Consider the following 25,138-nt stretch of genomic DNA (forward strand, 5'->3'; position numbering starts at 1 on the left):
TTTATAGACTGAAGGTTATTTAGACTTCAAAAGCACATTGAGCAACATGTCTTAATTAGAATACACGCCAGTTTTTCATTTCTGATAAACCATTTTCATCCATTTTCATCCTGGATACTTTTCTAGCGTCGGTGCGTTATTAAAGGTGGACGGAAAGAGAATTTATTGAAAGAATTTTATAATGAACATTCAAATTACTGATTATTTTACAAAATTAGGTCCATGGTTTTTAGAAGTATCGAATTTCTATAAAACGGGTACAACCGAACAGCTAACGAAAGAGCTTTTTCTAATCGGTAGCTTTATCCTCTTGCCTCTTGTCTACAATTTTTTGAAAAAGAAAATTATGAATCAAGCAGTTCGAATGAGACTAGGTTTGATTAATAGTATTACATTGAGTTCTCTCGAGACAAGGGCTGCATTCTTTCTCCAGTGGGCGGGTCCATTTATTCCTTATGTTCTTGCTCTTGTGTTTTTAGTTGTCGCAAGAAAGATTCTAATGGAGACAGCATTATCTGATCTTGTATTTATACTTTCTTTTATCAAGTTTTATGTTGTCTACTTGATTTTTAATCAGCTATTTATTAGTGCGCTTAGACTTTTCTCTGAATTTGCCGGAGTCAAAAGAGAAAGAGATAAAATTCAAAAAATTCTAAATGATTCAAAACTATTCGCCAGATACTTATTATTCTTTTTTGGTTCTCTTTATGCAATTGAGCTCACTTTAAAAAAGGGACTTGTATACGAATACGCTTTCAAAATTCTCTTTATTATTTTGATTGGTCTTTTTTATAAGTCACTAAGAAACTGGAGTGTTGAAACACAGAACATTCTTAAAAAATACTATCCTAAGATGGAAACAATTTTATTTTCAGGTAGTGCTTTCATAAAAAATGTACTTCTTCCAGTGGGATTTCTTCTCGCATTTTTTCATTTCTTTTGGAAAAAGCTTAAAGGACAAATTTCTGAGTGGTCCATAACTAGAGCTCTCGCGACAAAGCTCTTTCAAAAGAAACTAGAGACTTCAGAACAGTTTGAAGAAACTAATATTGAGGATATCTCAAATCAATATCGTTCTGCATTTCAAGAAAATAGAATTTACGTTGAACAAAAAGTTGTAGATAAAATTTTTGCGGAAGTTGATGAATGGCTTGTCGATAAATCTGAAGAACATACTGTTGCAATCTATGGCGAAAAAGGTGTTGGTAAAACACTGGCCCTTAATAAATTAGCAGAGCGTCTACAAGGAAAAGACTGTGAAGTTATTTATCATAAATTTAACGAGAAGGTTTCTACAAAGAAACAACTCTTTTCATTGGTCGCTGATCTGCTCGGAATAGAAGAGTTTGAAGAGATCTCTAAGATAATTGAGTTCGATCAAAAGAATGAAAAGAAAGTAGTACTATTCGATGATGCTCACCATCTTTTTCTGTCTGAATATGGAGGGCTTGAAGGAGTTAAAGCACTTTTTGAAATTCTAAATGCGAGAACTGAAAATATTTTTTGGGTTGCTTCATTTAATCAGTACTCTTGGAGCTATATTAGTCAGGTCTTTAAAAAGAATCAGTATTTCAGGGCCGTCTATAGAGTTGATTCTTTAAGTGAAGAAGCCTTACAAGACTATATTATGACAATTCATAATTCGACGAAGTATCAGATTAGCTATTCTGATATTATTCAGGCCTTAAGAACGAGTGACGAGACTGGATCGACTTCTTATGTTGAGACACTTTTTTTCAGAATGCTTTGGGATACGTCTAAGGGAAATGTCGCCTTAGCAACTCATCTATGGTTTTCATCTTTAAGACCTTGGAGAAGGAAGGCGTTTAAAGTTGGCGTTCCTGTTAATAAGAAAACTGATTTTTTGTCGGGACTTTCTGATGATACGCTATTTATTTTTGCAAGCATTATGAGGCATGAGTCCATTCGAGCTAGAGAGTTGGTCGGTGTTACAAATATCAGTGAAGGAACTGTTAGACATGCACTTCGTATCGGATTAGAGAATGAAGTTCTAATTAGAAATGACGATGGAATTTACTCTTACAATGTCTCTTATCAATACCCACTAGTTAAACACTTAAAGACGAAGAATTTTATCTATGAAGAATGATCAAGTTAATCAGGTTTTAGAGCTACTTAGAGTTCAAAACATTTTATTTTTAATTTTTGGAATCCTTCTTATTATAGGATGTGTTCGAGTTGTTAATAAACTTGGAGAAAAACTCGCTGAGAAATTTGGAAAAAATCGTCTCGCTATTCTACAGGTTTCAACCATTATTTCTTTCAGTCTCTATGTCTTGGGGATTCCTTTTATTATTTATCTTGCTTTCAGGCCGCCGAGAGAGTTGATCTTTGCAATAGCAGGTTCTCTGGCTGTTGCGATCGGTTTTGCCATAAAAGATGTTGTCAGTTCATTTGTTTCTGGAATTGTTTTTCTCTTTGATAAGCCCGCTCAAGTTGGCGATAGGGTTATGATAGGAGATACCTATGGTGAGATTACGAGTATTGGTCTTCGAGCAGTAAGATTAACGACTTTAGACGATAACGTTGTCACAATTCCTAACACAAAGTTTATTACAGAGCAGGTTAGTTCAGGAAATTTTGGTGCATTGAATATGATGATTGTAGTGAACTTTCATATTGCACTGGATGAAGATATTAATACAGTGACTGATATACTTAATGAAATCGTTGTGACTTCTCGCTTTGCTTATCTTGCTAAGCCGATTAATGTCGTTGTTCAGGAAGTTGAGATTGCGATGAAGCTTGCTTATCGTTTTAGTGTGAAGGCCTATGTTCTCGATGTGAGGTATGAAAAGGCCTTTCAGACGGATATTGTAAAGAGAGCGAATAAAGTTTTCCTCGAGCGAGGAATTAAACGCCCCTAAATTGATCCTGGACACTTTTCTAGCGTCATTGCGTTAGACGCGCAGCCGCTAGAAAAGTATCCAGGACAAAAATTAGAAGTGGCATGTTGCTGTTGCGACAGCATCAACAAGTGGGTCCATGATTGAGTTGTTGGCCTTGACGTAAGTCATACCACACTGACCCGGTCGAATGATGATATAGCCCTCGTTTGCAACTCTGTAGCCTCGCAGGGTTATACCCTCACTTCTCATCTTACAACCAATGCTATAGGCATAGTTATTACAAACTTCACATTGAGCACTATCTCTTCCCGTCATCAGACATAGGGCCTGGGCACCAAAATACTTTTGAGCGAAAGTAGATGTAGAAACGATTATTGCTAATGCTGCTATTAGTTTTTTCATAGACTCCTCCAGTCGAGTTTGTACTAAATACTGGTTAGGAGATTTGTGCAATCTGAATGGGAGAAAATTGAAAAATGTTTAGGACTTTGTAGGTCTTCTTTTATGTGATTCCAGATATTTATAAATGAGTCATATAGAGGCTAAATCGATGAAAAATTAGTACATTACGTGACGGGTCTCGTAATTTACACTATATTACGTAGTAGTATATTTTTTATTGGGGATATTGGTGAAAGTAGTTCTTTTACATGATTGGCTAACTGGTTTTAGAGGCGGAGAGAGAGTTTTAGAAGTCTTTTGTGAGCTTTTTCCAGATGCGCCACTTTATACTCTAATTTATAAAGAGGGCTCAACAAGTCCTATGATTGAAAATCGAGTCATTCATACTTCATTTCTTAATAGTATTCCTGGAGTTCATAAGCATTATCGTAAACTTCTACCACTTTTTCCAAAAGCTGCAGAAGGGTTGAAAATAATTGAAGAGGCTGACTTAGTGCTTAGTTCATCTCACTGTGTGATTAAAGGTGTGAAGAAGCCTGCAGATTCGGTTCATATTTCATATATTCATAGTCCTATGAGGTATCTTTATGATCAATATGATGTGTACTTCGGTGCGGATGCTCCATTTTATCAGCGATTAGGAGCAAAGGTTTTTAAAAATTATCTTGTGAATTGGGACTTGGATTCTAATGCTAATGTAGATGTTCCAATTGCTAATGCTGAGTTTGTGAGAAAGAGAATTCAAAAATATTACGGAATCGACTCTGGTGTTATTCACCCATTTGTCGACTTAGAGGACTTTAAATCAACTCAAGAGAATCCTCCTGAAAAAGAGGATTACTACGTAATGGTTACGGCTTTTGCTCCAAATAAAAGAGTCGATCTTGCGATAAAGACCTTCAATAAAATGAAGAAACGTCTGAAGATTATCGGTTCTGGACAGCAAGAGGAATACTTAAAGTCTATTTCTGGCGATACCATTGAGTTTTTAGGGAATGTTTCAAGAGAAGAAGTCATTGAAGGATTTGCCAAAGCAAAGGCCCTTATATTTCCGGGTGTAGAGGATTTTGGAATTACCCCATTAGAATCGATGGCAAGTGGTACACCAGTTATTGCCTATAAAATTGGTGGAGTCTTAGAGACTTTAACAGATGATGTTGCTGAGTTTTTCCACGAGCAAACAGAGGAAGAATTGCAAAGAGCTGTACTATCTTTTGAAAAGAGAGATATCGATCAATCTGTTTTATATAAAAGAGCTTCTGAATTTTCAAAGGAAGTTTTTAAGAAGAAAATTTTAGATCTAATTGAAACAACAATGAGAAATAAAGGAAAGACCGATGCCTAAAAAGATATTGATTACAGGTGGAGCTGGTTATATCGGGTCACATATTGTGAATCTTCTTGGGAAAGATGAGCAGTATGAACTTACTATTTATGATAATTTATCAACTGGGCGCAAGGAATCTGTTGTATCTGGAGAACTCGTTGTTGGTGAAATTGAGGACCTCGAGAAGTTGGAAGCTCTTATTGTGGATAAGAAGTTTGATGCTTGTTTTCACTTTGCTGGTTCTATCATTGTTCCTGAAAGTGTTGAGGACCCTCTAAAATATTATTTCAATAATACTCAGAATACTCTTAATCTTTTGAATCTTTGTATTAAACACAAAATTAATAATTTCATTTTTTCTAGTACAGCAGCTGTATATGGAATAAATGAAGATGGGATTTGTACGGAAGAGACTCCTGTTTCTCCAATTAATCCTTATGGAAAAACGAAATTAATGACTGAGCAATTGCTTGAAGATTTATCTATTGCTTATCCTGATTTTAATTATGTTGTTCTTAGATATTTTAATGTTGCAGGAGCGAGTATTGATGGAAGTGTAGGGCAATGTTCTCCTTTATCAACTCATTTAATTAAGATTGCCTGTGAAACAGCTCTTGGTAAGAGAGAGAAAATGTTTATTAATGGTGATGATTACCAAACAAAAGATGGTACTTGTGTTCGCGACTACATCCATACAGATGATCTTGCGAGTGCACATGTTGCTTCTCTTGAGTATTTGCTTGAAGGCGGAAAATCCGATCTCTTTAATTGTGGATATGGCCATGGCTTTACTGTTAAAGAAGTCGTTGATGTTGTGAAAAAAGTTTCTAATGTAGACTTCGATGTCGAGTTAGGACCGCGTAGAGCTGGAGATGCTCCTGTTCTACTTGCAAAATCAGATAAAATTAAAAGCGTTCTTGGTTGGAATCCAGAACATGACGATCTTGAGCTTATTGTAAGAACAGCTCTTGATTGGGAAAAGAAGTTAAAATAAGAGGGAGTATACTTTGACTCAGTTTGAGAAATGGAATTATCGTTTAACATATGCTTCATTATTCGTTCTTGCTGCGGGAATTTTTACCTCAGTAAGTTTCTCTGCTTTAAGCCATATTTTTATTATTATTCCTGGCTTTTATTTTGCGATTAAGTTTTATAAGGAAAAACCTTTTAAGCTTCCTCGTTCATTTTGGTTTTTAGGTGCTATGTGCATTGCAATTGTAGCTTCTGTTTTGATGAATACGGACTCTATTGAAAGGCCTTTTAAAAATATCTCTAAGATAAAATACTTTCTTTTACCTATGCTAGGTGTATTTGCCTATTTCTATACATTTAAAAATTGGATGACAGCTAAGAGAGAAAAAGTTCTTTTTAATACATTTTTACTAGCAACGACTGTTGCAACAATTTCTGGGATCATTGGACTATATTCTGGTTTTAATCCAATTAAAATGAAAGATGCATGTCATGCGACAAGAGCATGTGGACTTTATGGAATGTATATGACCTATGGTTATGGAATTAGTTTATTTATGGTTCTAATGACTGGAATTGTTCTTTATAAAGATAGATTTACGAAATATATAAATGTAAATTTAATCTATCTTGTCTGGGCCATTAACTTTATTGGTCTTATCCTAAGTTATGCTCGTGGGGCATGGATTGGTTTTCTTGTTGCGCTACCTTTTTTCTTTTTCAAGAAAAATAGAAAAATATTTATCAGTGTAATTGCCGGTGTTGTTCTTGTTTCTGGTCTTTCTTTCTTATCTCCTAAGGTTCGAGAGATGTTCTTTAAGAGAGAAGGCTCTAATACTCAAAGAATTGCTTTTTATAAGGCGGCAGTTGCTGCTTTTAGTGAAAAACCTGTTTTTGGTTTTGGGTATAGGAACTTTGAACCAAATGTTATTGAAATAAAAAAGCGCCATAATATCGAATGGCCAAATGTCGATGGTCATGCTCATAACAATTATTTGGAACATCTAGCTTCTACAGGAAGTGTCGGAGTTGTTGTAATGTTGCTCTTTCTTAGCTTCTGGCTTTTTGAGGCGTACCTTACAAGCGTATTGATCTTTCCTTTCGTTATAAGTTTTTTAACTTCAGGAATGGTTCAATATACTTTTGGTGATGGAGAGAACTTATTTCTAATTATGGGACTTTGGGCCCTAGGTGTTGTTGGAGTGAAGCTAAGAGAATCTTAGCCTCACTCAAATGTATATTCTGAAACGACTTCTTTAATTTTATTCTTAATGTCTGGAACAGAGAGAGAGTGTGATGAATTGAGAAGATTGAAAATCTTATCAATTGTTTCGTCAGAAGGTTTTCTCGCTATTGCTGCCCTTACTCTAGGATGCTTTGTTTGAATTGTTGATTCTTTATCAGCTAGAAGTTCTTCATAAAGTTTTTCTCCAGGTCTAAGTCCCGTATATTCAATTTTAATATCTTTATCGACCTCTAGTCCTGAGAGTTTGATTAGGTTTTTTGCCAAATCTACGATTTTTACAGGGGAGCCCATATCCAGAACAAAAATATCTCCATCCTCTGACATTGAGTTCGTCTGTAAAACTAACTGGCATGCTTCAGGGATTGTCATAAAATAGCGTGTTATTTCAGGGTGAGTGACAGTAATTGGCCCACCATTTTTAATTTGTTCTTTAAAGAGAGGGACAACGCTTCCATTACTTCCTAAAACATTTCCAAAGCGAACACATTTATACCTAGTAGTGGAACTTAGGTTTTTATATTGGCAAAAAATTTCTGCCATTCTCTTTGTCGCACCCATAACATTTGTCGGATTTACCGCTTTGTCTGTTGAGATAAGAACAAAATTAGGTACGCCATATTTCTCTGCAGCGTTGGCCATATTAATTGTTCCTTGAACATTCGTTTGAATGGCCTCTACAGGATAAGCTTCCATAATAGGAACATGTTTATAGGCTGCTGCATGATATATAATTTCAGGTTTATATGTTTCAATCGTTAAATTAACTTTTTCAATATTCCGAACATCGCCAATGACTGGTATGAGATCAACACCTGGAAACTCTGATTTTAACTTCTTTTCAATCGAATAGAGAAAGAACTCACTTGAGTCTAAAATAACTAGTCTCTTAGGTTTTAGAGAGAGAATCTGACGGCAAAGCTCCGATCCTATCGATCCTCCAGCTCCCGTAACGAGAATCGTTTTATCTTTGTGTTGAGAAATAATATTTTCGTGAGAGATATTAATGAGGGCTCTTTCTAGTAGATCTTCTGGAGTTACATTTCTAAGAAGGCTTATACTTACTTTGTCACTCAAGAGTTCATCTGTACCTGGTAGGGTTTTTATTTCCAAGTTAGCTTCTTCGCAAATTTTCAAAATTCTTCTTTTTTCACTCGAACTGGCAGATGGAATAGCAATGATGGCCATCTTGATATTTGAATTTTTAATAAAATTTGGAATGTCATGTGTTGAACCTAAAATTGAAATTCCATGAATTGTTCTTGAAATATATTTAATATTATCGTCAAAGATTCCTGCAATTTGATATTGAGAGCCTTTTGGTGATCCTATAAGTTCTCTAAGGATTTGCTCACCAGCTTGTCCTGCTCCAATTAGAATGGCAGGAGTTGTTTCTCTTTTATTGTAGTAAGAAAACTTTAATCTGAAGAATAATCTAGCACCAACCAATATATTGAGATCAATCAGTAGATTGAATGTAACTTTCAATAGTTCTTTTTGGTCGAAAAATAATCCCGAACCAATGTAAAGTAGAACGTTAACGAGAGTTAGTGCCTTGAGAAGTGTTGTAAAGTCACGAATTGAAAAGAACTTCCAGATACTTCTATGAACAGAGAAAAACATCAAAATTAATATTTTGATTAATGGGAAGATAAAAAGAGTCGTTTTACTCGGAAGCTCTTGGTTGAGATAAAATTGCGTAATGAATAGTGCGATAAAAAGAAGGAAGTAGTCGAGAATAATTCCAACTTTTTGACGCTTGTCCAAAAGGACGAATGGCTTAGAAATCCAATTAAATATACTCATCTAATAACCCTAAATTTTGACTGAATTAAACAATTTATTTTGCCACAGAAAAATCACAATGATAAATCATAATCTCAAGATAATTTCACATAAATCCTTTCGGCGTGTACTCAAGGTCTGTTCTTTAATAAGTAAGAATAGTCCATATCTCATCCTTAAAAGCAATAGGGCCTTTCAGTTCGATTTTGTTCTTTTCTAAGAATTTATTATCAATAATTACAAATTTGGAATTGAGGTCTTTGGCAAGCTCGATGATCTTATTTTCATAATTCTTTTGAGGGTGATTATAGATCGACTTGAAACGGTATAAGAAATTATAGTATTTCTTTGTTTTATTGGTCATTCCGATAAAGAGGGTTCTTTCTAGATCTCCCATTATCGCTATTTGATTGGTTTCGATTTCAAAGATTGAGTCAAAAAGAGTGTATGCCCCTCTTCTAGGCATGACAAAAATAGACGCAGCAGGTTGCCTTTTCGCAAAATCAATCACATTTTTCATATTTTCAAATTCAATTGATTCGGCAGTTACTAAGTTCTTATTTGTATAATGAGGAGCAATGTTTTTTATTAATTGACCGGCACTAGTAAAAGTATAGTGATTGAAAGCTATAACAAAAATAATTGTCGCTGAAGCGTACTTCAAAAGTCCTTTTGCTTGAGTTATTTGCAATGAAAAACGATCGTAGACCCATAGGGCACATATACAAGAGAATGAGAAATAACCAAAGTAATAACTTCTCCAAGGCCAAATCATTCTAATGAAGTCGTTGAAGTTGGCCATATATTGAGTTGCTATAGACTCGGCAATGACAGCAAGAGAAAAAGTTAGGAAGAAAATGGCGATGTTTCTGAAACTTGTTCTTCTTCTGAAATGAAAGTCAAAAATCATAAAAATAGATACAATCAAATAGAAATAGGTGTTTTGAACATATTCCAAAAAGCGATTATATGTCAGTTTGTGATTGTTATATACTAATTCAGTGATCTCTTTAGGAGGTGGACCAATTAGGCCATGAGGTTTCTCTTTTGTTAAGAAGAAGACTAAAAAGCTTAACGATAAGAACGTAAAAAACAAGAGAACTCTTTTGTGCTCGCTTTTAGAGAGAATATTTCTAATGTTAAAAGACTCTTTTATTATGATTAAAACTAAGCCTGCAAAGAGCATGGCCGGTACATAATAAGCGACGCTTGCTGGATAAAAAGTTGAAGCAAGAGCAAAGAGTGTAAAAAAAGCAATTAATGAAACTTTTGAATCTCGTACCGTCTTAGAAGAAAAATCTTCAATAATTTTTAAAAATAGAAGGAAGATAATTGGGAAAAAAGAGAAACCCCACATCTTAGGGCAAAAAGTCTGATAGCGCATCCAATTGAAATAGGGACTTTGAGTTGTGAAGATGAGAAGTGTCCCTGCTAATAATAGACTATTACTTAGTATGAATGCTCCGAGCGTAATTGACATCAATGCTAAAAAGAAAATAGATGTCGCAAATATTTTACTCCCTTGATAGCTTGAGATATTGAGCTTTTTTGAAAGGCCGATAATGAATTCAAAAAAGTTCTTCTCAGTCATTGGGCGAAGTCCATTTCTTGCGACTTGGAATTCTCCTAGAACTTCCTCATTATTACTCTTTTGAATCATTGATTGATGGTTGAGCATCAAAACGCCATCACTTGTTGCATATTGGTATTTTTTGCTATTTAAAAAGTGATGTGATCTAAGAATTGTTGTAGCGAAGAGAGAAAGTATCAATAAGGCGAAAAATATAGAAAGATTTTGTAGTTTAATCATTATTTGACTTTGATGTGGTTGTCATAATTATTGTTTAGATACTAGAATATCATTTTTATTATGAAAAGATTTAATGGAGTTAGAGGATTATGTCTGATACTAGAGTTGCCGTCGTTGTTCCCTGTGTTGTGGTGCATAATTTAGACCCTCACACTGGGATTCCATTTATGCCCCATATGGCCGCATATTTTGCACGATCTCTAAAAGACGCCGGATGCTCTGTTAATGTGATTGATTGTTTTGGCGCTGATGCTGAAAATAAAAGAGTCAGTGGACAGTTTATGTTGATTGGACTTTCTGAAGAGGAAGTTGTCTCTAGGATTTCCAATGAAACTGAGGCTGTCTTTGTTTATTGTAGAACTGTTGAGGATCTCTATTCTACAGAATTGATCGTTAAAGAACTTAAAAGAGCTAGACCTGAATTAAAAGTGTGTCTTTTCGAAAATATTCAAACTGTGAACTCATTCTCTCTGAAGGAAATTTCAACAGAGTTTATTGAAAAAGGTGTCGATCTAACGATTTTCGGAGAGCCTGAAAGTAGAACACCAGCGATTTTGAAAGGATTGAAAGATGGAGATCTTTCAACTGTGGCAGGAGTCGCTTTTAAGGGAAAAGACGATAAAGTCGTTTTTACAGAGAAGGCTGAGCTTGATACAGAACTTGATCGTATTTCATTTCCTTTGTGGGAAGAGTTTGATTTAGAAGGCTATTGGAGCTGTGGTTTTGCTCATGCACCAATCAAAAAAAATGTGAAGTTCCTACCTCTACTTACTTCTAGAGGTTGTCCATTTAGATGTACTTTTTGTATTTCTCCAACTTTAAACCCTGTATGGAGATCGAGAAGTGGTAAAGATGTCGCTGATGAAATGGAATATTTTTATAAGAAAATGGGTATTACTGATTTCCATGTTTCTGATCTAGACCCTACCGTTAAAGAGAAGAGAACTCTCGAATTGTGCGACGAAATTATAAAAAAGAATATTCCAGTTGTTTGGAAGCTCGCGCAGGGGACGAAAATTGAGACGATAAGAAAAGAGTCGACTCTTGATAAGATGAAAGAAGCAGGATGTGTCTTTATTTCATTTTCACCTGAAACAGGATCTAAAGACCTTTTGAAAATTATGAATAAGCCTTTTGATCATAAGCATGGTTTAAAAATGGTTAAGAAAATGAATGATATTGGAATTAGAACTCAGGCGTGTTTTATTGCAGGGACTCCTGGAGAAACAGAAGTTGATAGAAAGCTTAGTATTTCTTACGTTAAAAAACTCGTCTCTTCTGGTGTCGATGAAATTGCCGTAACAATATTCACTCCTCTTCCAGGAGCAAAGTTATCTGATTCAATCACGGGTTACTCGCATTATTCAGAATTAACGCATTCGCCAACATGGAGAGATGACTATAGTACAGTTAACTGGTTTCGATTGAGAATGTACTTAACTTTCTTCTTTTTTAAAGCATTTCGCCCAAAGAAAGTCATTAGAGAGTTGATTGGTTTCGCTTCCAAAAACTTTGAAACAAAAATGGAAATGTCGTTTTATAAAATTTATAAAATTAGAATGATGTATTTTAAGTATCTCATTGGAAGAATCTTTTCTAAGTCTGAAAAGGAGGTGAGGTCATGAATAGTATTTCAAAGTATATTTCAATTGCTCGTCCAGATCATTGGGTAAAGCATATATTTATTATCCCTGGGATTATTATCAGTTACTCTTTGTCCTCTGAGCATAGTCCAAATATGGTTTTGAATATCATTTTAGGATTTGCCGCTGCTTGTTGTATCGCCTCTGCTAACTATGTCATTAATGAGTGGCTTGATGCAGAGTTTGATAAATACCATCCTATCAAAAAAGATAGAACAGCCGTAACTGAACAGTTAAATAAAGTAATTGTTTACTCGGAGTACTTTTTACTTGGTATTGCTGGGATCTCGATTGCTTATTTTATCAATGAGTCATTCTTTTTTGCGACGATTGCATTTTTCTTAATGGGTGTTTTATATAATGTAAGACCTTTTAGAACAAAAGAGAAAATGTTTCTAGATGTCCTGTCTGAGGCCATTAACAATCCTATTCGACTTATCTTAGGTTGGACTATGGTGACGTCAGCTTCTTTACCTCCACTAAGTCTTATTTTACTTTATTGGTTAGGTGGAGCGTTTTTAATGTCATTAAAGAGATTCTCAGAATATGTGCATATAAAGAGCATTGACTCTGTTGAAAATCTTCATCGCTATAGAAAGTCGTTCCAAAGTTATACTGAAGAGATTTTGCTTTCATCTTCTGTTCTTTATGCGATCTTTTCTTCATTTTTTATCGCAATCTTTCTTGCGAAGTATAAAGTAGAGTATATTTTACTACTTCCAGCTTTATCTTTGTTATTTGCTTATTATTTTTATTTAGCAATGCAGAAGAATGCCATTACTCAAACTCCTGAGAAGTTGTTTCGAGATAAGATTCTTGTTATTCTCGTTATCATAATTTCTATTTTGTTTGTGTTGTTATCATTTGTAGAAATTGAAATTATGGAATTTTTAATTCTTTCAAAAGAATTTAGTATTGGTGTATTGAAAGAATATATTAAAAGGTTGTTCTAGTGACTAAAAAAGACTCTAAAAGATTTACCGTTGCCTCCTCTGAGTATACGAAGGATTTCTATAATAATTTGATGACAGGGGAAGAAAAGAGAAGTTTTCTTGGAAAAGATGCGCGATATAATCCAATCAACCTAATGAATAGAGAGATCGTTAGAAGCAACTTTTTAAAAGAAATAACTCCATTACTCAATAAAGAAGACAAGGTTCTCGATTTCGGATGTGGTCCTGGGACATTTACATTTCTAGCATCTAAGCATTGTAAAGAAATTAAAGCTGTTGATATTTCTAGCGGCTTTATAAAAGAAGCCAAGCATTTTCAATCAGAACTTGAAATAGACAATATCGACTTCTCCCTTGTTGAACCGAATGTTCTTCCTTTTGAAGATGAGTCTTTTGATGCCGTCTTATTAATGGATGTAATTCATCACCTAGAAGATATAGAAGCTGGTCTTAAAGAAGTTCTAAGAGTTCTTAAAAAAGATGGAAAAATTCTTGTTTTTGAACCAAATAAATTAAACCCTCTTATTTATCTCGTGCATCTGTTGGACAAGACAGAGTGGGGACTTCTTCAGTTAGGTACCCCTGCGAAGTATAGATCTATCATGAAAGGGAAAGCTGAAATTGCTCACATTAGATTCAATGGTATTGTTATTGGCCCGGATAGCTTAGTCTTTAATCTCATTTCTAAGTTTTTGAATTTGAAAATCCTTAGTCCATTAATTGGCTGGTTAAATCCTAAAATCTTTGTCTATGCAAGAAAGCAATAAGCAGAAAGATAATTGGCAAAGACCTCTTTGTGTTGACTTAGATGGAACACTATTAAAGACTGATATATTTCATGAGTCTTTAATCCAATATATCTGTTCTAATCTTTTAAATCTTTTTAGATTTCTTTTTTTGCTTGTCCGTTATAGGAAAAAATCAATTATAAAGAACATCGTTGCAAAAGAAAGCAATATTTCTTTAAGAAATATTCCTGTAAATAAAGACGTATTAAATTTTTGTATGTCAGAGTTTAGAAGTGGGCGAAAAGTTGTTATAGCCTCTGGTTGTAGTGAGTACATAGTTAATCGTCTATATTCAAAATTTGATTTTTGCTCCGAAATATATACTTCAAGTGATCAGTTGAATCTTATTGGTGAAAATAAAGCACACAAGCTAGTTGAATTATACGGTGAAAAAGGCTTTGACTATATTGGAGATTCTAAAAGCGATCTTGCCGTATGGGATAAAGCTTTTAAAAGTTATCTCGTTGGGCAGGAGAAAAAGTTTCCAAAAGTTCAATATGAAAAAGTATTTGAAAAGCCTAAAAGTAGTCTAAAAACGTTATTCTATACGATTAGACTGAATCGTTTAGTTAAGAGTTTATCTGTTTTTGCTCCCATTTTTCTTTTTAATACACCTGAGTCTTTGGTGAAAAGTAATTTCTTATCGTTAGTCATTGCTTCATTATTACTTTCATTATTATCTATTTCTCTTTATCTCATAAATGACTTATTTGATTTAGAGTTTGATAGAAGGCATCTCTTAAGAAGAGCAAGACCTGTCGCTGCAGGAAAAATTTCGATTGCTAAAACAGTGATATCCTCTCTCGGACTAAGTCTCTTCAGTATTGCATCGGTCTTTCTTTATTTTAAGTTAGATGTGGCACTAGCGTTTCTTATCTTTTTTATTGTTGGCTTCCTTTATTCTTATAAGCTTAAGTACTTGGCCATTGTCGATATTGCTTCAAAAGCATTCTTAAACCTTTCGAGATTTTATATTGGATGCTTGATTTTAGGTCTTTCTCTTAACTTCGAGGTCTGTCTCTTTATCTTGTTATTTATTGCTTCATTCTCTTGCTTAGATACTTACCGAATCTTGGCACAGAACTTAGCTGTTAACGGGACTTTAGATAATATTAAAAATCCATATGGTTTGAATGACTTGTTCTTTTTGAAATCGTTCTCTGTATCATTGTTAACATTCTCAATGATTTCTCTTCTAAATGTTCAAATTGTGAATAAATGGAGTGGAGCTTTTCTTCTAATACTTTCACTCTATCTATTTAAGGGGATTTTGAACGGAAAGATGAAATCCTATCCTCTTTACTACATCATCAATCAACGTATTCTACAGTCTGCAGTTGTTGGGTTTGTTATCTTTTTTATCATTAAGCAATATGTCATCGCTTAGTTTAAAGCTTCTTGAAATGTGACTTTTTATTAAGAATTCGATGGTTTTTAAAAAAATAAGGGCAAGGCTAGGGAGTGTTGTGTAAGGCCTGTTTGAAGAACTCTAAAAATTAACTGAATTAAATAATATATTTTGCCACATAAAAATCCCAATGATAAATTTTTATCTCGATATTATTTGAAAGGAGTCAAATTTGAAGGTTCTGCTTGTTCTTGATGTATTCTCTCCACTTGGTGGGGGAGTTTCCTCAGTTGTTTTTAAGTTAGCTAATAAATTAGCATTTCAAGGGCACGATGTTACTATTTATTCTACAGACGATAAGAGAGATGAAAAGTTTCTCGCGGAATTGGATAGTCGTGTCAAAGTGGTTCAATTTAAAACTTGGCTTCGCTTTGGAGGAATGAATTTTGCTCCAGGGGCAATTCTTGGCTCACTTAAAGTTAAGGGATTTGATGTCGTGCATTACCATTCGTACACAAGCTTCATCAATATTCCGATTTCATTCTTTGCAAAATTGTTCTCAGTTCCTACTATCATTGACTGTCACGGAAACCTTCCAGGTACGGATGCTAAAGGAAGAAAGAGATTTTTTCACGATATGTTTGGACTAGGAATGTTTAATCAGTCTTCTTTTCTTGTTGCTGAAACAGGAGTTGGTGCAGAGGAATATGCCGCTCTTGGTGGAGATAGACAAAAACTCATAATTCAACACCCTGGTTTTGATGTTGAAGATTACTCTACATTACCTTCTAAAGGTGCATTTAGAGCAAAACTTGGTTTTAAAGAAAATGAGAAGATGATTTTCTTTCTTGGACGTCTCCACGAGATCAAGGGTCTAGACTTTCTCGTAAAGGCCTTTACTGAATTGGCAAAGAAGCGCGATGACGTAAAGTTAGTACTTGCTGGGCCAGACGATGGATTTAAGCCGCAGTTAGATAAAATCGTTTCTGAAAATAATTTAGAAGATAAAATTCTTTTTCCAGGTTTTATGAATCATCAGCAGAAAATGGAAGCTCTTGTTGATGCTGATATTTTTGTTCAACCTTCTCGCTATGAGCAAGGAATAGCTCATACAACTATTGAAGCTCTTCTTTGTGATCTCGATGTTGTAGCAACAAGTGGTAATGGCGCTGCTGAAGACCTTGAAAGAATGAAAGCTGCTCAACTTGTTCCTTATGGGGACAATAGTTCTCTCATTGATGCTATTGAAAAAGCTCTTGAAGGAACTGACGATGTTAAGGCCTTAACTAAGAGTGGAAAAGATTATATCTTTGAGAACTTGGCCTTAAATAAAACAGTACTCAAATTCGAAGATTTATATAAAAGGGCATAAAATGCAGGTAGATGCTTTAAGCTATACTGATATTACTGAACTTCCGGGACAAAACTTTACTGACGAACAGTTAAGAATGATGAAGATGAGATATTTCCAAGCTTCGAAACTAACTGAAGGGAAAGATGTCTTGGAAATTGCATGTGGCCCCGGACTGGGAGCATCTCACCTGATTAAAAAAGGCGCAAAGTCATACTGGGGCGGTGATATAAACCCTGCTGTTGTTGAGCTTGCGAAGAAGAATAATCCTTTTAGCAATGCTCACTTTAAAGAGCTTGATGCTCATAAGCTATCATTTGACGATAACTCATTTGATGTCATTCTCTGTTTTGAAGCTCTTTTTTATTTTCAAGATGTAGATAAATGCATTGCTGAAATGAAGCGTGTTTTAAGACCTGGAGGGAAAGCACTAATTTGTATTCCAAATAAAGAAATTAAAGGGTTTATTGGAAGCCAGTATAGTGTTGCTTATTACAATAATGCTGAGCTGAAGAAGATTTTTGAAAAGTCATTCTCAGAAGTTCAGATATTTGGAACATTCAAGATCGCTAGTGATGTTGTTAAGAATGCTAGATTTCTAAGAATCCAGGCCGCTAAATTGATGAATATCTTGCCTGGAGCAAAAGTTATCAAAGAAGCTCTTAAGAAAGTGCTTCTTAAAAAGAATATTGAGCTACAAAAGAATTTAACAATAGAAGATGAATTTGAAGAAGCGATAGACTTACTAGACGAGAACCTCGTAGATAATGACTACAAACTCCTTTATTGTTTTGCTGGTTAGTCAGTATGATTATTGAATTGTCTGGTCCAACTTGTTCGGGGAAATCTTCTTATTGTGAAAAATTGGCAAATTCTGAATTTGCTAAGCAAGGGCAATTTAAATTTGTTACTGATAATGAGAGAATCGTATCATCTAACTCTCTTGTCTATAATTGCGCAAATCACAATATTAAATTAGATCTAATCTTGAGTCCTCTTTCAATAGTTGGTTTCATTTTCAATCTGTCATTTTCATATCAAGTATTGTTAAAGGCCGTTGCTGTCGAAAAAGGCTTAAAGCCAAAGATTACAATTTTGCGTTTGTTGTTAAGAAGACTCGGCCTTGTCGTTCTTTTTCGATTAAAGAATGAAAATGTGATTTTTGATGAGGGGCCCTTTCACTTTTTACATAATTTATGGGTTCAGCCTAACTCAGAAGTGAATTTAAAAGGTGTTTCAAAGTTTTGTAAAAGCTTTCGAGTTACTGACAAAGTTGTTGTACTTCATGAAAGCATGGATGTTTTAAAAGAAAGAATGTTAAAGCGAACCGATCGCTCAAGTCGTATCAATAGTGATGAAGAGGCCTTGAAATTTGTTGAAAGCGCTCATGATCTTTTTAAAGAAGTTTTAAAGCTCTGTAATGATAGAATCACTTCATCTGAAGACTTTCTCATCGGTAATAAAAAAAAGTATGAAGAGGATTTATGTTAAAAGTTATTAAAGAAATTATTGATAACTCTGATAAGGCAAATGTTAAGTTTTGTCACTGGAAGAGTAATAATATCCTAGAAGAAACTGTAAACGGTTTTGGAGATGTCGATTTACTTGTCGAAAAGAAATGTAGAGCGGATTTTGAAAAAGTTATTTTTGATCTAGGTTTCTTACCTACAAAAGAGCCATTCTATAATGAGAGTGATGAAATCCTACATTATTACGGTATCGACAAAGACTCTGGGAAAATTGTTCATCTTCATGTTTATTACGAATTAATCACTGGTGGGTCAATTCTTAAAAATTACAACATACCGACGAATATAATTTTTGAAAATTTGAAAGAGACAAGTTCTTTTAAAATTCCTCTTCCTGAGGTTGAACTCGTTTTACTTGTTCTTAGAAAGTACATTGAACACATCTCTATCGTTGAGTTGAGGCTACTTTGGTATGATTACAAAAACATTAACAAAGAACTTAACTGGCTTTTAGAGAGAAGTGATTGGAGTGTAGTAGAGAGATTACTAAATTCTTATTTTCCAGAGTTTACTTTGGAGCACTTTCAGGAATTAACTAAGAGATTAGTTGATAATGAACCACTAACAGTAAGAATTAAAAAGGGACTAGCTGTCTATAAGCATCTTAATAAGTATAGAATTAAAAACTCTCTCTATATTGAAGCTTTAAGGTTTATCTTCTTTGCTCTTATGATTATTAAGGGCCGTGTTTTTAAAGGAAGAAGTTTTAGGAAAATTTCTAAGAATGGAATGATTGTTTCATTTGTAGGAACGGAAGCCAGTGGAAAGACGACTCTAAGTAATGGACTTGAGAAGTGGGTGAAATCTGATTTTTCATATGTCCGCGTACATTGTGGGAAACCTCCTGCGACTATTTTTACTTCTCTTTTTAGAAGAGCTCTCCCTTCATTAGTGAAGATAAAGGGATTACTAAACTCTTTTAAGAAAGTAGATGAAAAGAAAGATCAAGAAATTAAGCTCAAAAAGTTAAAAGAGAATAAGCCTCATCCTCTCATTTGTATGTCAGATGCAATTGATCGTTACTTTTTAACTAAAAAACTTATGAAGTATAAGAATAAAGGATTTATCGTTTTAACAGACCGTTTTCCAAATAAAGAAGTTGGTATGATTGATGGTCCTAGAATCGATGCGAAGGCCGGACTTGGGAAGTTTCTAGGTAAAGTTGAGTCTCATTTTTATAATAAAATAGGAACTCCAAATCTCATTATTAAAGTTTCAGCTCCTTTGGATGAAACTCTCGTTAGAAATTCTAAAAGAGATAACCCTGAGCCTGAAGAGTTTGTCAGGTCTCGCTATGAATTGTTTCAAAAAATTCAATTTCCACAAGATGTGAAAATTTTAGAAGTTGATACGACGAATACTGTAGATGATTGTATGATCAAGATTAAGGAAACATTCTGGGATAAAGCTGTTGAGTTAAATTAATGATGATTAAGAGAATTCAGGACTTTTTTAGAAGGGGAGCGGTTGCTTATTTAGTAGCGCAGCTTCTTTCGCCAGTTTTTTCTTTTTTAATTGTTGTTCTTCTCACAAGAAGTCTTTCTACAGAAGTCTATGGAGAGTATGTTATTTATATAACCTCTATTAACTTCCTAACTCTATTTGGAAGCTCTTGGGTTGGTACAAGTATTCTTAGGTTCTATTCTTCTCAAGAGAGATCTAAAGAGAGTACTTACGGTAGTTTAATATTGACTCAAATTTTTGCATCTTTGATTGTCATCTTATCTGCAATATTTATAAATTTCTTTTTTCCCTTATTTCCTGGGGCCACGAGTTGGATGATTGTCCAGATTCTTGTTTTTTATCTTCTGAATTCATTAGTCGATTTAAACTTATGTACGTTGCGGGCCGATGAGAATGCCACGGGCTACGCCCTTGTATTTGTACTCAATAACTTAATGAAGCTAGGGGTGGTTCTTTGTTCTGTTTTTCTCACTAAGGACATTTCGTATTTATTTTCGCTTTGGGCGTGTAGTACACTTTTGTCCTTTCTATTTGTTATCTTTTTAGTATCAAAAAGTATTAAAATCAGTTCATTATCAATTGATAAATCTTTTATTAAAGAAGTTCTTCATTTTGGACTTCCAACTATTATGACGGGAGTTGGTGGGTTAATTCTTATCCAATCTGATCGATATATGATCAATATCCTATTGGGACCAGAATCTGTTTCATTCTATAACGTTTCAAACTTAATTATTGCAAATAGTTTAGGAGTTATTGGTACAACTCTCATTATGACGTATTACTCTAAGATCGTTGATTCATGGGAATTAAAGCAAGATACATCCTATGTAATAGATAAAGGTGTTCAGACATACTTACTCTTTGCTCTACCTGCGATTGTTGGTATTTTCTTTGTGTCAAAAGATGTCTTTGCTACATTTTTTGATGAACGATATCAAGCGGCGAATGAGTATGTTCCATACCTATTGATAACGGCCTTTATCTCAGCACTTCTTCAGTATTATCAAAAAAGCTTTCTACTCTTAAAGCGTATGAAATTACAGGCAAGCTTGTATACTGTTGCTGGGGCCCTAAATATTGTCCTCAATCTTGTACTTATTCCAAAATTACAAGTTACAGGAGCCGCCCTTGCTACATGTATTTCTTTTGCTTTTCTTCTTATTTTAGTTTTAGGGCTCAATTTCAAGCTAAATATTCGATGGGGATTTCCTATTTTATTTGCTGTGAAATCAATGATATCTTGTTTAGTGATGGGAGCTAGTTTGTTTTTATTCCAAAGATTTGTAAGTATTAATTCTCCCGTTTTAAGCCTAATCTTATCGATTGGCATTGGAGCTGCCGCTTACTACATTGTAATGACGCTGTTTGGCGTACGAAGCTCCGAATTTATTTTAAAAAAGAAGGTAATGGAATGAAGTTGACAATAATTCCTGAAGGGCCAGTGGCCTTTGATGGTAAAGATTATTATTACACAGAAGGTGAGGCCATTTATTTCGATAATATTGCCAAGCATTTTGATGAAGTCGAAATCGTAACTTATTCATACAAAAAAGGGCATGACTATTATAAGTCGATAGCTCAAAGAAAGTTTCAAGCTACAAATATAAAAGTAACTGAACTCCCTCTCTTTTTTGGACTAGTAAAAAAGAAGCTACAAATAATTTTAATGATTTTTAAATTATTGAAGCTCTCCAAAAATTGGGAATTCGTCTATATTTTCTTTCCTGGATATCCGGCGGCTTTTACTTCTATGATATGCCGTTTTAGAGGAATACCTTACTCTTGTTATCTCGCCTCTGACTGGCCTGAAGAATCTCATTTATTGATTCCTTGGAAAGGTTTCTTTGGAAAGATTATTCATCCTATTTATCACAAGCTCCTTGCTTACTTTCAGGATTCCGCTGTTGTCGATGGGAAATTTACATTAACAGCAGGTGGCCTTTTAAAGTCAAAATACGATTACGTTAAACTTCCTGTCGTTGAAACGATTCCAAGACTAAATTGGCCAGAGTTAAAATTAACTCCTAGGTCCATTGAAGAAAAAGAAAAGATCTCTCTTCTCTTTGTTGGTTATCTAATCCCGAGAAAGGGTTGTCTTTATTTGATTAAAGCTGTTGAATATCTAGTTAAAAATGGAAAGACAAATTACTCTCTTACAATTGTAGGAGATGGTGAAGAAAAGCCTAGTCTGGAAGCTTACGTTCAAGATCATAATTTACAAGATTATATCCGTTTTACAGGTCATTTAAGTAATGATGATCGTCTTATGGAAAATTATAAGCAGGCCGATATCTTTATTGTTCCTTCGTATGCTGGAGAAGGATTTCCAAGAGTGATTTACGAAGCAATGACGTATTGTCTACCAGTGATTGCAACTAAAGTTAACGGAATCCCTTATAAATTGAATCACAAAGATACAGCGTATCTAATCGAACCTGAATCTGAAATAGAAATTGCCGATGCTATAGAAGAGATCGGAAGAGATAATGAATTAAGAAATCTTCTATCAGATAATTCTAGAAAATTTGCTGAAAACTTGTTGGCAAATTCAGATGGTGGAAAGCAAGTTAAGAAGTTTGTTGAATTGTCGATGGAGTCTTAATGCTTTGGCAGAGACCAAAATTTTCTTTTTCTTCTCTCTCATTTAAAAATGAGAGGTTTCACTTTGGTCTTGGAGAGAGTGTCTTCTTATCTCATGCTAGAAATGGGATCTTTCAGGCACTTGAATTGATCAAGAGAGAGGATGAGAGAAGAAGAGTTTTAGCTCCTGCCTCAATTTGCTCTGTGGCCATCGCTCCAATTATTAATCAGGGATATGAGATCCTCTATTATGATATCGATGATCAATTTAATCCTGTTCTTAATGAAAATTTAGACTTAACGAATGTGTCGATATTTCTTTATGTGAACTTTTTCGGACTTTCATCATCGGCCCAAAAAGTCAGAGAGTTTTGTAATCAGCATCAAATTTATATGATTGAAGACTGTGCCTTAACAATGCCGTCATCAGATCAATCTCAAATCGGGAAAATAGGCGATTTTTCTATTTTTAGTTTGCGCAAATTTTTACCGATACCTGATGGTGCAGTACTGGTTTGCAATAACGAACAATTTAATCTCAATAATATTGGGTTTAATAATCAATCTTTTAAAGAAGAAGTTAAGCAATTCATTAGCTTTATGGTGATTTTACTAAAGCCCATGTTGAGCTCTTTTTTGAAATTTAAATATAAAAAAATTCAGCTTTCGAAACCTCTTAAAAACTATGAAGACCTTGATTTATCTTTTCAGAATTATTCTAAAAGGATCTCAAAGATCAGTCGTCATTTATTAAAATTTATCTCTATAAAAAAATATATTGAAGAGAGAAATACTATTTTTCAATCAGTCGTAAGGTCACTTGATAAGTCAAAAGTCCAAGTGTTAATTCACGAATCAAATAAAGATGCGATTGCATATATTGTTCCTGTAAGACTGGAAAATAGAGATAACATCCTTGAATCTCTTTATAGAGAAGGACTGTTTTTAGAGCCTTCTTTGAATGAACCTTTCGTAGATAATGAAAAAATTATAAAAACGAATGATTCCTATGCAGAACTAAGAAGCAAGTGCTCTTCATTTATAGGGATTCCTACTCATCGAGATATTCTCTCTCACCAAATTCATGTGAAGGAAATACTATGTCAGTAAAGATTATTAATGATCTAGCATCATTTAAATCAATTCAAGAAGACTGGGATAGACTTTATGAATTGAATGAACATTTAACAGTCTTTTCATCTTGGCATTGGAATTACAATTGGTATGAGACAATTGGAAAGAATGAGGGAGAACTGTTTCTTGTTGTCGTTAGTAATAAAGAAGGTCTTCCTGTTGGGATAGCTCCTTTGTCGTTAAAAAAGCGAGGCAGAAAATCTGTTCTTTCATTCCTTAATGATGACTACGTTGCCGATTATTCTGACTTTATATTCGATAATACTTTCGCCGATTATTTCTTCAATGAGCTCTTCGCTACATTGAATGAGCATAAGAAGATGTGGTCTCAAATAGAGCTTTCAAGAGTAAGAAATGATTCTTTATCTTTTGAGCAACTTGAGAAATATCTCGGAAAATCAAATGGTGTATCTTCTTTTATTTGCCATGCTCCTGTATTGAAAATAGAAGAGGACTGGGAAAGCTTTTTCCCAAAATTAAGTAAAAAGCTTAGGCAGGAACTTAGAACAACCAAAAATAAAATTAAAAAAGAATTTAATTGTGAGCCTGTTTTTATCGATCACGATCAAAAAGAGGACCTTTATAAGAGTCTCGTTAAGTTTCACGTATCAAGACAAGAAAACAAAGTCGGAACAAGTTTCTTTTTAGAAGAAGAATTATCTTCTTTTTATAAGAGATTGATCGATGATTTATCTCCAGTTTCAGAGACTAATATAAGTGGGATTATTATTGATGATAAAGTGGTCTCAGTGGTCATGGGATTCAAAGATAGAGACCATTTCCGCTATTGGATTCCAAGTTTTGATTCCGCAATTAGGATTGGATCTCTAGGAAAACTGCATCTTTCATACCTTGTAGAATCGAGCTTTTTAAATGAGATGAAGGGCTTTGATTTAATGATTGGAGTTGAGAATTATAAATTAAAATGGGCAAATGAGAGTGTCGACTGTTTTCAATTTAATTACTTCAAAAGACCAATGGATAGACTTTTATTTGAAACCAAAAATGATTTAAAAGAAAAAGTTAAACCAATGGTAAAACAAAATAAGATATTAAACTCTTTGTATAGGAAGCTTAGTAAACATGGAAGTTAGAAAAATTAAAAAGGTTATAAAAAGAGCAGGTGCCTTTGCTTATTCTACGTTCAATAAAAAGTCGGGATTCGAAAAACATATTCCAATTCTTTATTATCACTCAATTGGAAAATCTCTTAACAGAGAAGGCTTGAGGGTTGATACGGATGAGTTTGAAAAGCAAATAAAGTATCTTGTTGAAAATTATATTGTTGTTCATTTAGATGAAATCGCGAATTTAGTTAAGAGTAGTAAAAATGCTCATAAGTATGCAGCTGTTACCTTTGATGATGGCTACAAAGATAATTTTGATGTCGCATATCCTATCCTGAAAAAATATAACTGTCCTGCGACCATTTTTATCGCGAGTGGTTTTGTAAAAAAAGAAGTTGAGTTCACTGAAGGGGGTGAAAAGCTGATCCCTCTTGAGCTTAATGATATTAAATCGATGAATGATGATCTTGTTAGATTTGAGGCCCATACTCATACTCATATTTCTTTGAATGAAATTACTCTTGATGAAGTGACTTACGAACTTGAGAGAAGTGTAAAAGAAATTGAACAGATGTGCGGACGTAAACCAACCCACTTTGCTTATCCGAATGGGGCAATCAATAAGGACATATTAAAAAGAGTAGAGGACGTAGGTTTTAAATCTGCCTATGCGACGTTCATGTCTACTGAGGTCAAATGTGAAGATTTATTCTGTATTCCAAGGGTCATGATTGATATGGATGACACTTTAAAGGATGCAGTGTGTAAGATTGAAGGAGCCTATAACTACCTTGGGAAGATGCAAAAAGGGAAAACCGATCTCTAAACAAATATTGCAAGGATTTTGTTTCTCTCTCGTTATAGTTTGT

The 25,138-nt window shown here is 34.3% G+C and carries 21 protein-coding genes; 18 read left to right on the top strand and 3 right to left on the bottom strand.

Translation table 11 applies throughout. The features are described 5' to 3' along the window. Positions 1–181: 181 nt before the first annotated feature. Both HBN50_RS05270 and HBN50_RS05275 read left to right on the top strand, forming a co-directional pair. Positions 182–2,110 carry an ATP-binding protein gene (locus HBN50_RS05270; RefSeq protein ID WP_273868476.1) on the top strand — a complete coding sequence of 643 codons (1,929 nt, stop codon included), beginning with the start codon at positions 182–184 and terminating at the stop codon, positions 2,108–2,110. Next, positions 2,100–2,888 (top strand): mechanosensitive ion channel family protein, encoded by a 789-nt coding sequence (locus HBN50_RS05275; RefSeq protein ID WP_273868477.1) that lies wholly within the window; start codon positions 2,100–2,102, stop codon positions 2,886–2,888. The genes HBN50_RS05270 and HBN50_RS05275 overlap by 11 nt, the downstream gene beginning before the upstream one ends. A gap of 72 nt (positions 2,889–2,960) precedes the next feature. Here HBN50_RS05275 and HBN50_RS05280 read toward each other — a convergent pair whose 3' ends face one another. Further along, the gene (locus HBN50_RS05280; protein WP_273868478.1) at positions 2,961–3,272 is read right to left on the bottom strand and encodes a hypothetical protein; all 312 of its coding nucleotides are present in this window, start codon (positions 3,270–3,272) and stop codon (positions 2,961–2,963) included. A gap of 229 nt (positions 3,273–3,501) precedes the next feature. Between HBN50_RS05280 and HBN50_RS05285 the strand changes: the two genes are divergently transcribed. Genes HBN50_RS05285 through HBN50_RS05295 form a run of 3 tightly spaced genes read left to right on the top strand, consistent with a single transcriptional unit; the run spans position 3,502 to position 6,794 of the window. Further along, entirely contained in the window at positions 3,502–4,617 is a 1,116-nt protein-coding gene (locus tag HBN50_RS05285; protein WP_273868479.1) for a glycosyltransferase, read from the top strand. Then, positions 4,610–5,593 carry a UDP-glucose 4-epimerase GalE gene (gene galE / locus HBN50_RS05290; RefSeq protein ID WP_273868480.1) on the top strand — a complete coding sequence of 328 codons (984 nt, stop codon included), beginning with the start codon at positions 4,610–4,612 and terminating at the stop codon, positions 5,591–5,593. Before HBN50_RS05285 ends, galE begins: the two co-directional genes overlap by 8 nt. 13 nt (positions 5,594–5,606) lie before the next feature. Then, on the top strand, positions 5,607–6,794 hold the full coding sequence (locus HBN50_RS05295; RefSeq protein ID WP_273868481.1) for an O-antigen ligase family protein: 1,188 nt from the start codon (positions 5,607–5,609) through the stop codon (positions 6,792–6,794). Positions 6,795–6,796: 2 nt separating this feature from the next. Here the strand turns inward: HBN50_RS05295 and HBN50_RS05300 are convergent, their stop codons facing one another. Together HBN50_RS05300 and HBN50_RS05305 are read right to left on the bottom strand one after the other, a co-directional pair. After that, positions 6,797–8,620 carry a polysaccharide biosynthesis protein gene (locus HBN50_RS05300; protein ID WP_273868482.1) on the bottom strand — a complete coding sequence of 608 codons (1,824 nt, stop codon included), beginning with the start codon at positions 8,618–8,620 and terminating at the stop codon, positions 6,797–6,799. Positions 8,621–8,744: 124 nt separating this feature from the next. Beyond that, positions 8,745–10,409, bottom strand: a complete 1,665-nt coding sequence (locus HBN50_RS05305; protein ID WP_273868483.1) for a hypothetical protein — start codon at positions 10,407–10,409, stop codon at positions 8,745–8,747. A gap of 89 nt (positions 10,410–10,498) precedes the next feature. Here HBN50_RS05305 and HBN50_RS05310 point away from each other — a divergent pair, with 89 nt between their 5' ends. The 13 genes from HBN50_RS05310 to HBN50_RS05370 all read left to right on the top strand — a co-directional run bounded on the left by HBN50_RS05310 (position 10,499) and on the right by HBN50_RS05370 (position 25,095). Beyond that, positions 10,499–12,034, top strand: a complete 1,536-nt coding sequence (locus HBN50_RS05310) for a B12-binding domain-containing radical SAM protein (protein WP_273868484.1) — start codon at positions 10,499–10,501, stop codon at positions 12,032–12,034. Then, entirely contained in the window at positions 12,031–13,005 is a 975-nt protein-coding gene (locus HBN50_RS05315; RefSeq protein WP_273868485.1) for a UbiA family prenyltransferase, read from the top strand. Before HBN50_RS05310 ends, HBN50_RS05315 begins: the two co-directional genes overlap by 4 nt. Further along, positions 13,005–13,772, top strand: a complete 768-nt coding sequence (locus HBN50_RS05320; protein ID WP_273868486.1) for a class I SAM-dependent methyltransferase — start codon at positions 13,005–13,007, stop codon at positions 13,770–13,772. The genes HBN50_RS05315 and HBN50_RS05320 overlap by 1 nt, the downstream gene beginning before the upstream one ends. Beyond that, positions 13,756–15,180: a UbiA family prenyltransferase gene (locus tag HBN50_RS05325; protein ID WP_273868487.1), complete on the top strand. Its 1,425-nt coding sequence runs from the start codon at positions 13,756–13,758 to the stop codon at positions 15,178–15,180. The genes HBN50_RS05320 and HBN50_RS05325 overlap by 17 nt, the downstream gene beginning before the upstream one ends. Before the next feature lie 193 nt (positions 15,181–15,373). Further along, entirely contained in the window at positions 15,374–16,513 is a 1,140-nt protein-coding gene (locus tag HBN50_RS05330; RefSeq protein WP_273868488.1) for a glycosyltransferase family 4 protein, read from the top strand. A gap of 1 nt (position 16,514) precedes the next feature. Continuing rightward, positions 16,515–17,294 (top strand): class I SAM-dependent methyltransferase, encoded by a 780-nt coding sequence (locus tag HBN50_RS05335; protein ID WP_273868489.1) that lies wholly within the window; start codon positions 16,515–16,517, stop codon positions 17,292–17,294. 5 nt (positions 17,295–17,299) lie between these two features. Further along, entirely contained in the window at positions 17,300–17,983 is a 684-nt protein-coding gene (locus HBN50_RS05340; RefSeq protein ID WP_273868490.1) for a hypothetical protein, read from the top strand. Further along, positions 17,977–19,446 (top strand): hypothetical protein, encoded by a 1,470-nt coding sequence (locus tag HBN50_RS05345; RefSeq protein ID WP_273868491.1) that lies wholly within the window; start codon positions 17,977–17,979, stop codon positions 19,444–19,446. The genes HBN50_RS05340 and HBN50_RS05345 overlap by 7 nt, the downstream gene beginning before the upstream one ends. Then, positions 19,446–20,903 (top strand): oligosaccharide flippase family protein, encoded by a 1,458-nt coding sequence (locus tag HBN50_RS05350; protein ID WP_273868492.1) that lies wholly within the window; start codon positions 19,446–19,448, stop codon positions 20,901–20,903. Before HBN50_RS05345 ends, HBN50_RS05350 begins: the two co-directional genes overlap by 1 nt. Continuing rightward, complete coding sequence (locus HBN50_RS05355; RefSeq protein ID WP_273868494.1) at positions 20,900–22,090, top strand: glycosyltransferase; 1,191 nt, start codon at positions 20,900–20,902, stop codon at positions 22,088–22,090. Before HBN50_RS05350 ends, HBN50_RS05355 begins: the two co-directional genes overlap by 4 nt. After that, positions 22,090–23,178 carry a DegT/DnrJ/EryC1/StrS family aminotransferase gene (locus HBN50_RS05360; RefSeq protein WP_273868495.1) on the top strand — a complete coding sequence of 363 codons (1,089 nt, stop codon included), beginning with the start codon at positions 22,090–22,092 and terminating at the stop codon, positions 23,176–23,178. Before HBN50_RS05355 ends, HBN50_RS05360 begins: the two co-directional genes overlap by 1 nt. Then, positions 23,169–24,296, top strand: a complete 1,128-nt coding sequence (locus HBN50_RS05365) for a GNAT family N-acetyltransferase (protein WP_273868496.1) — start codon at positions 23,169–23,171, stop codon at positions 24,294–24,296. The genes HBN50_RS05360 and HBN50_RS05365 overlap by 10 nt, the downstream gene beginning before the upstream one ends. Further along, complete coding sequence (locus tag HBN50_RS05370) at positions 24,286–25,095, top strand: polysaccharide deacetylase family protein (protein WP_273868497.1); 810 nt, start codon at positions 24,286–24,288, stop codon at positions 25,093–25,095. Before HBN50_RS05365 ends, HBN50_RS05370 begins: the two co-directional genes overlap by 11 nt. Positions 25,096–25,138 lie beyond the last annotated feature (43 nt).

The sequence above is a fragment of the Halobacteriovorax sp. GB3 genome (assembly GCF_028649655.1).
Classification (GTDB): Bacteria; Bdellovibrionota; Bacteriovoracia; order Bacteriovoracales; family Bacteriovoracaceae; genus BSW11-IV.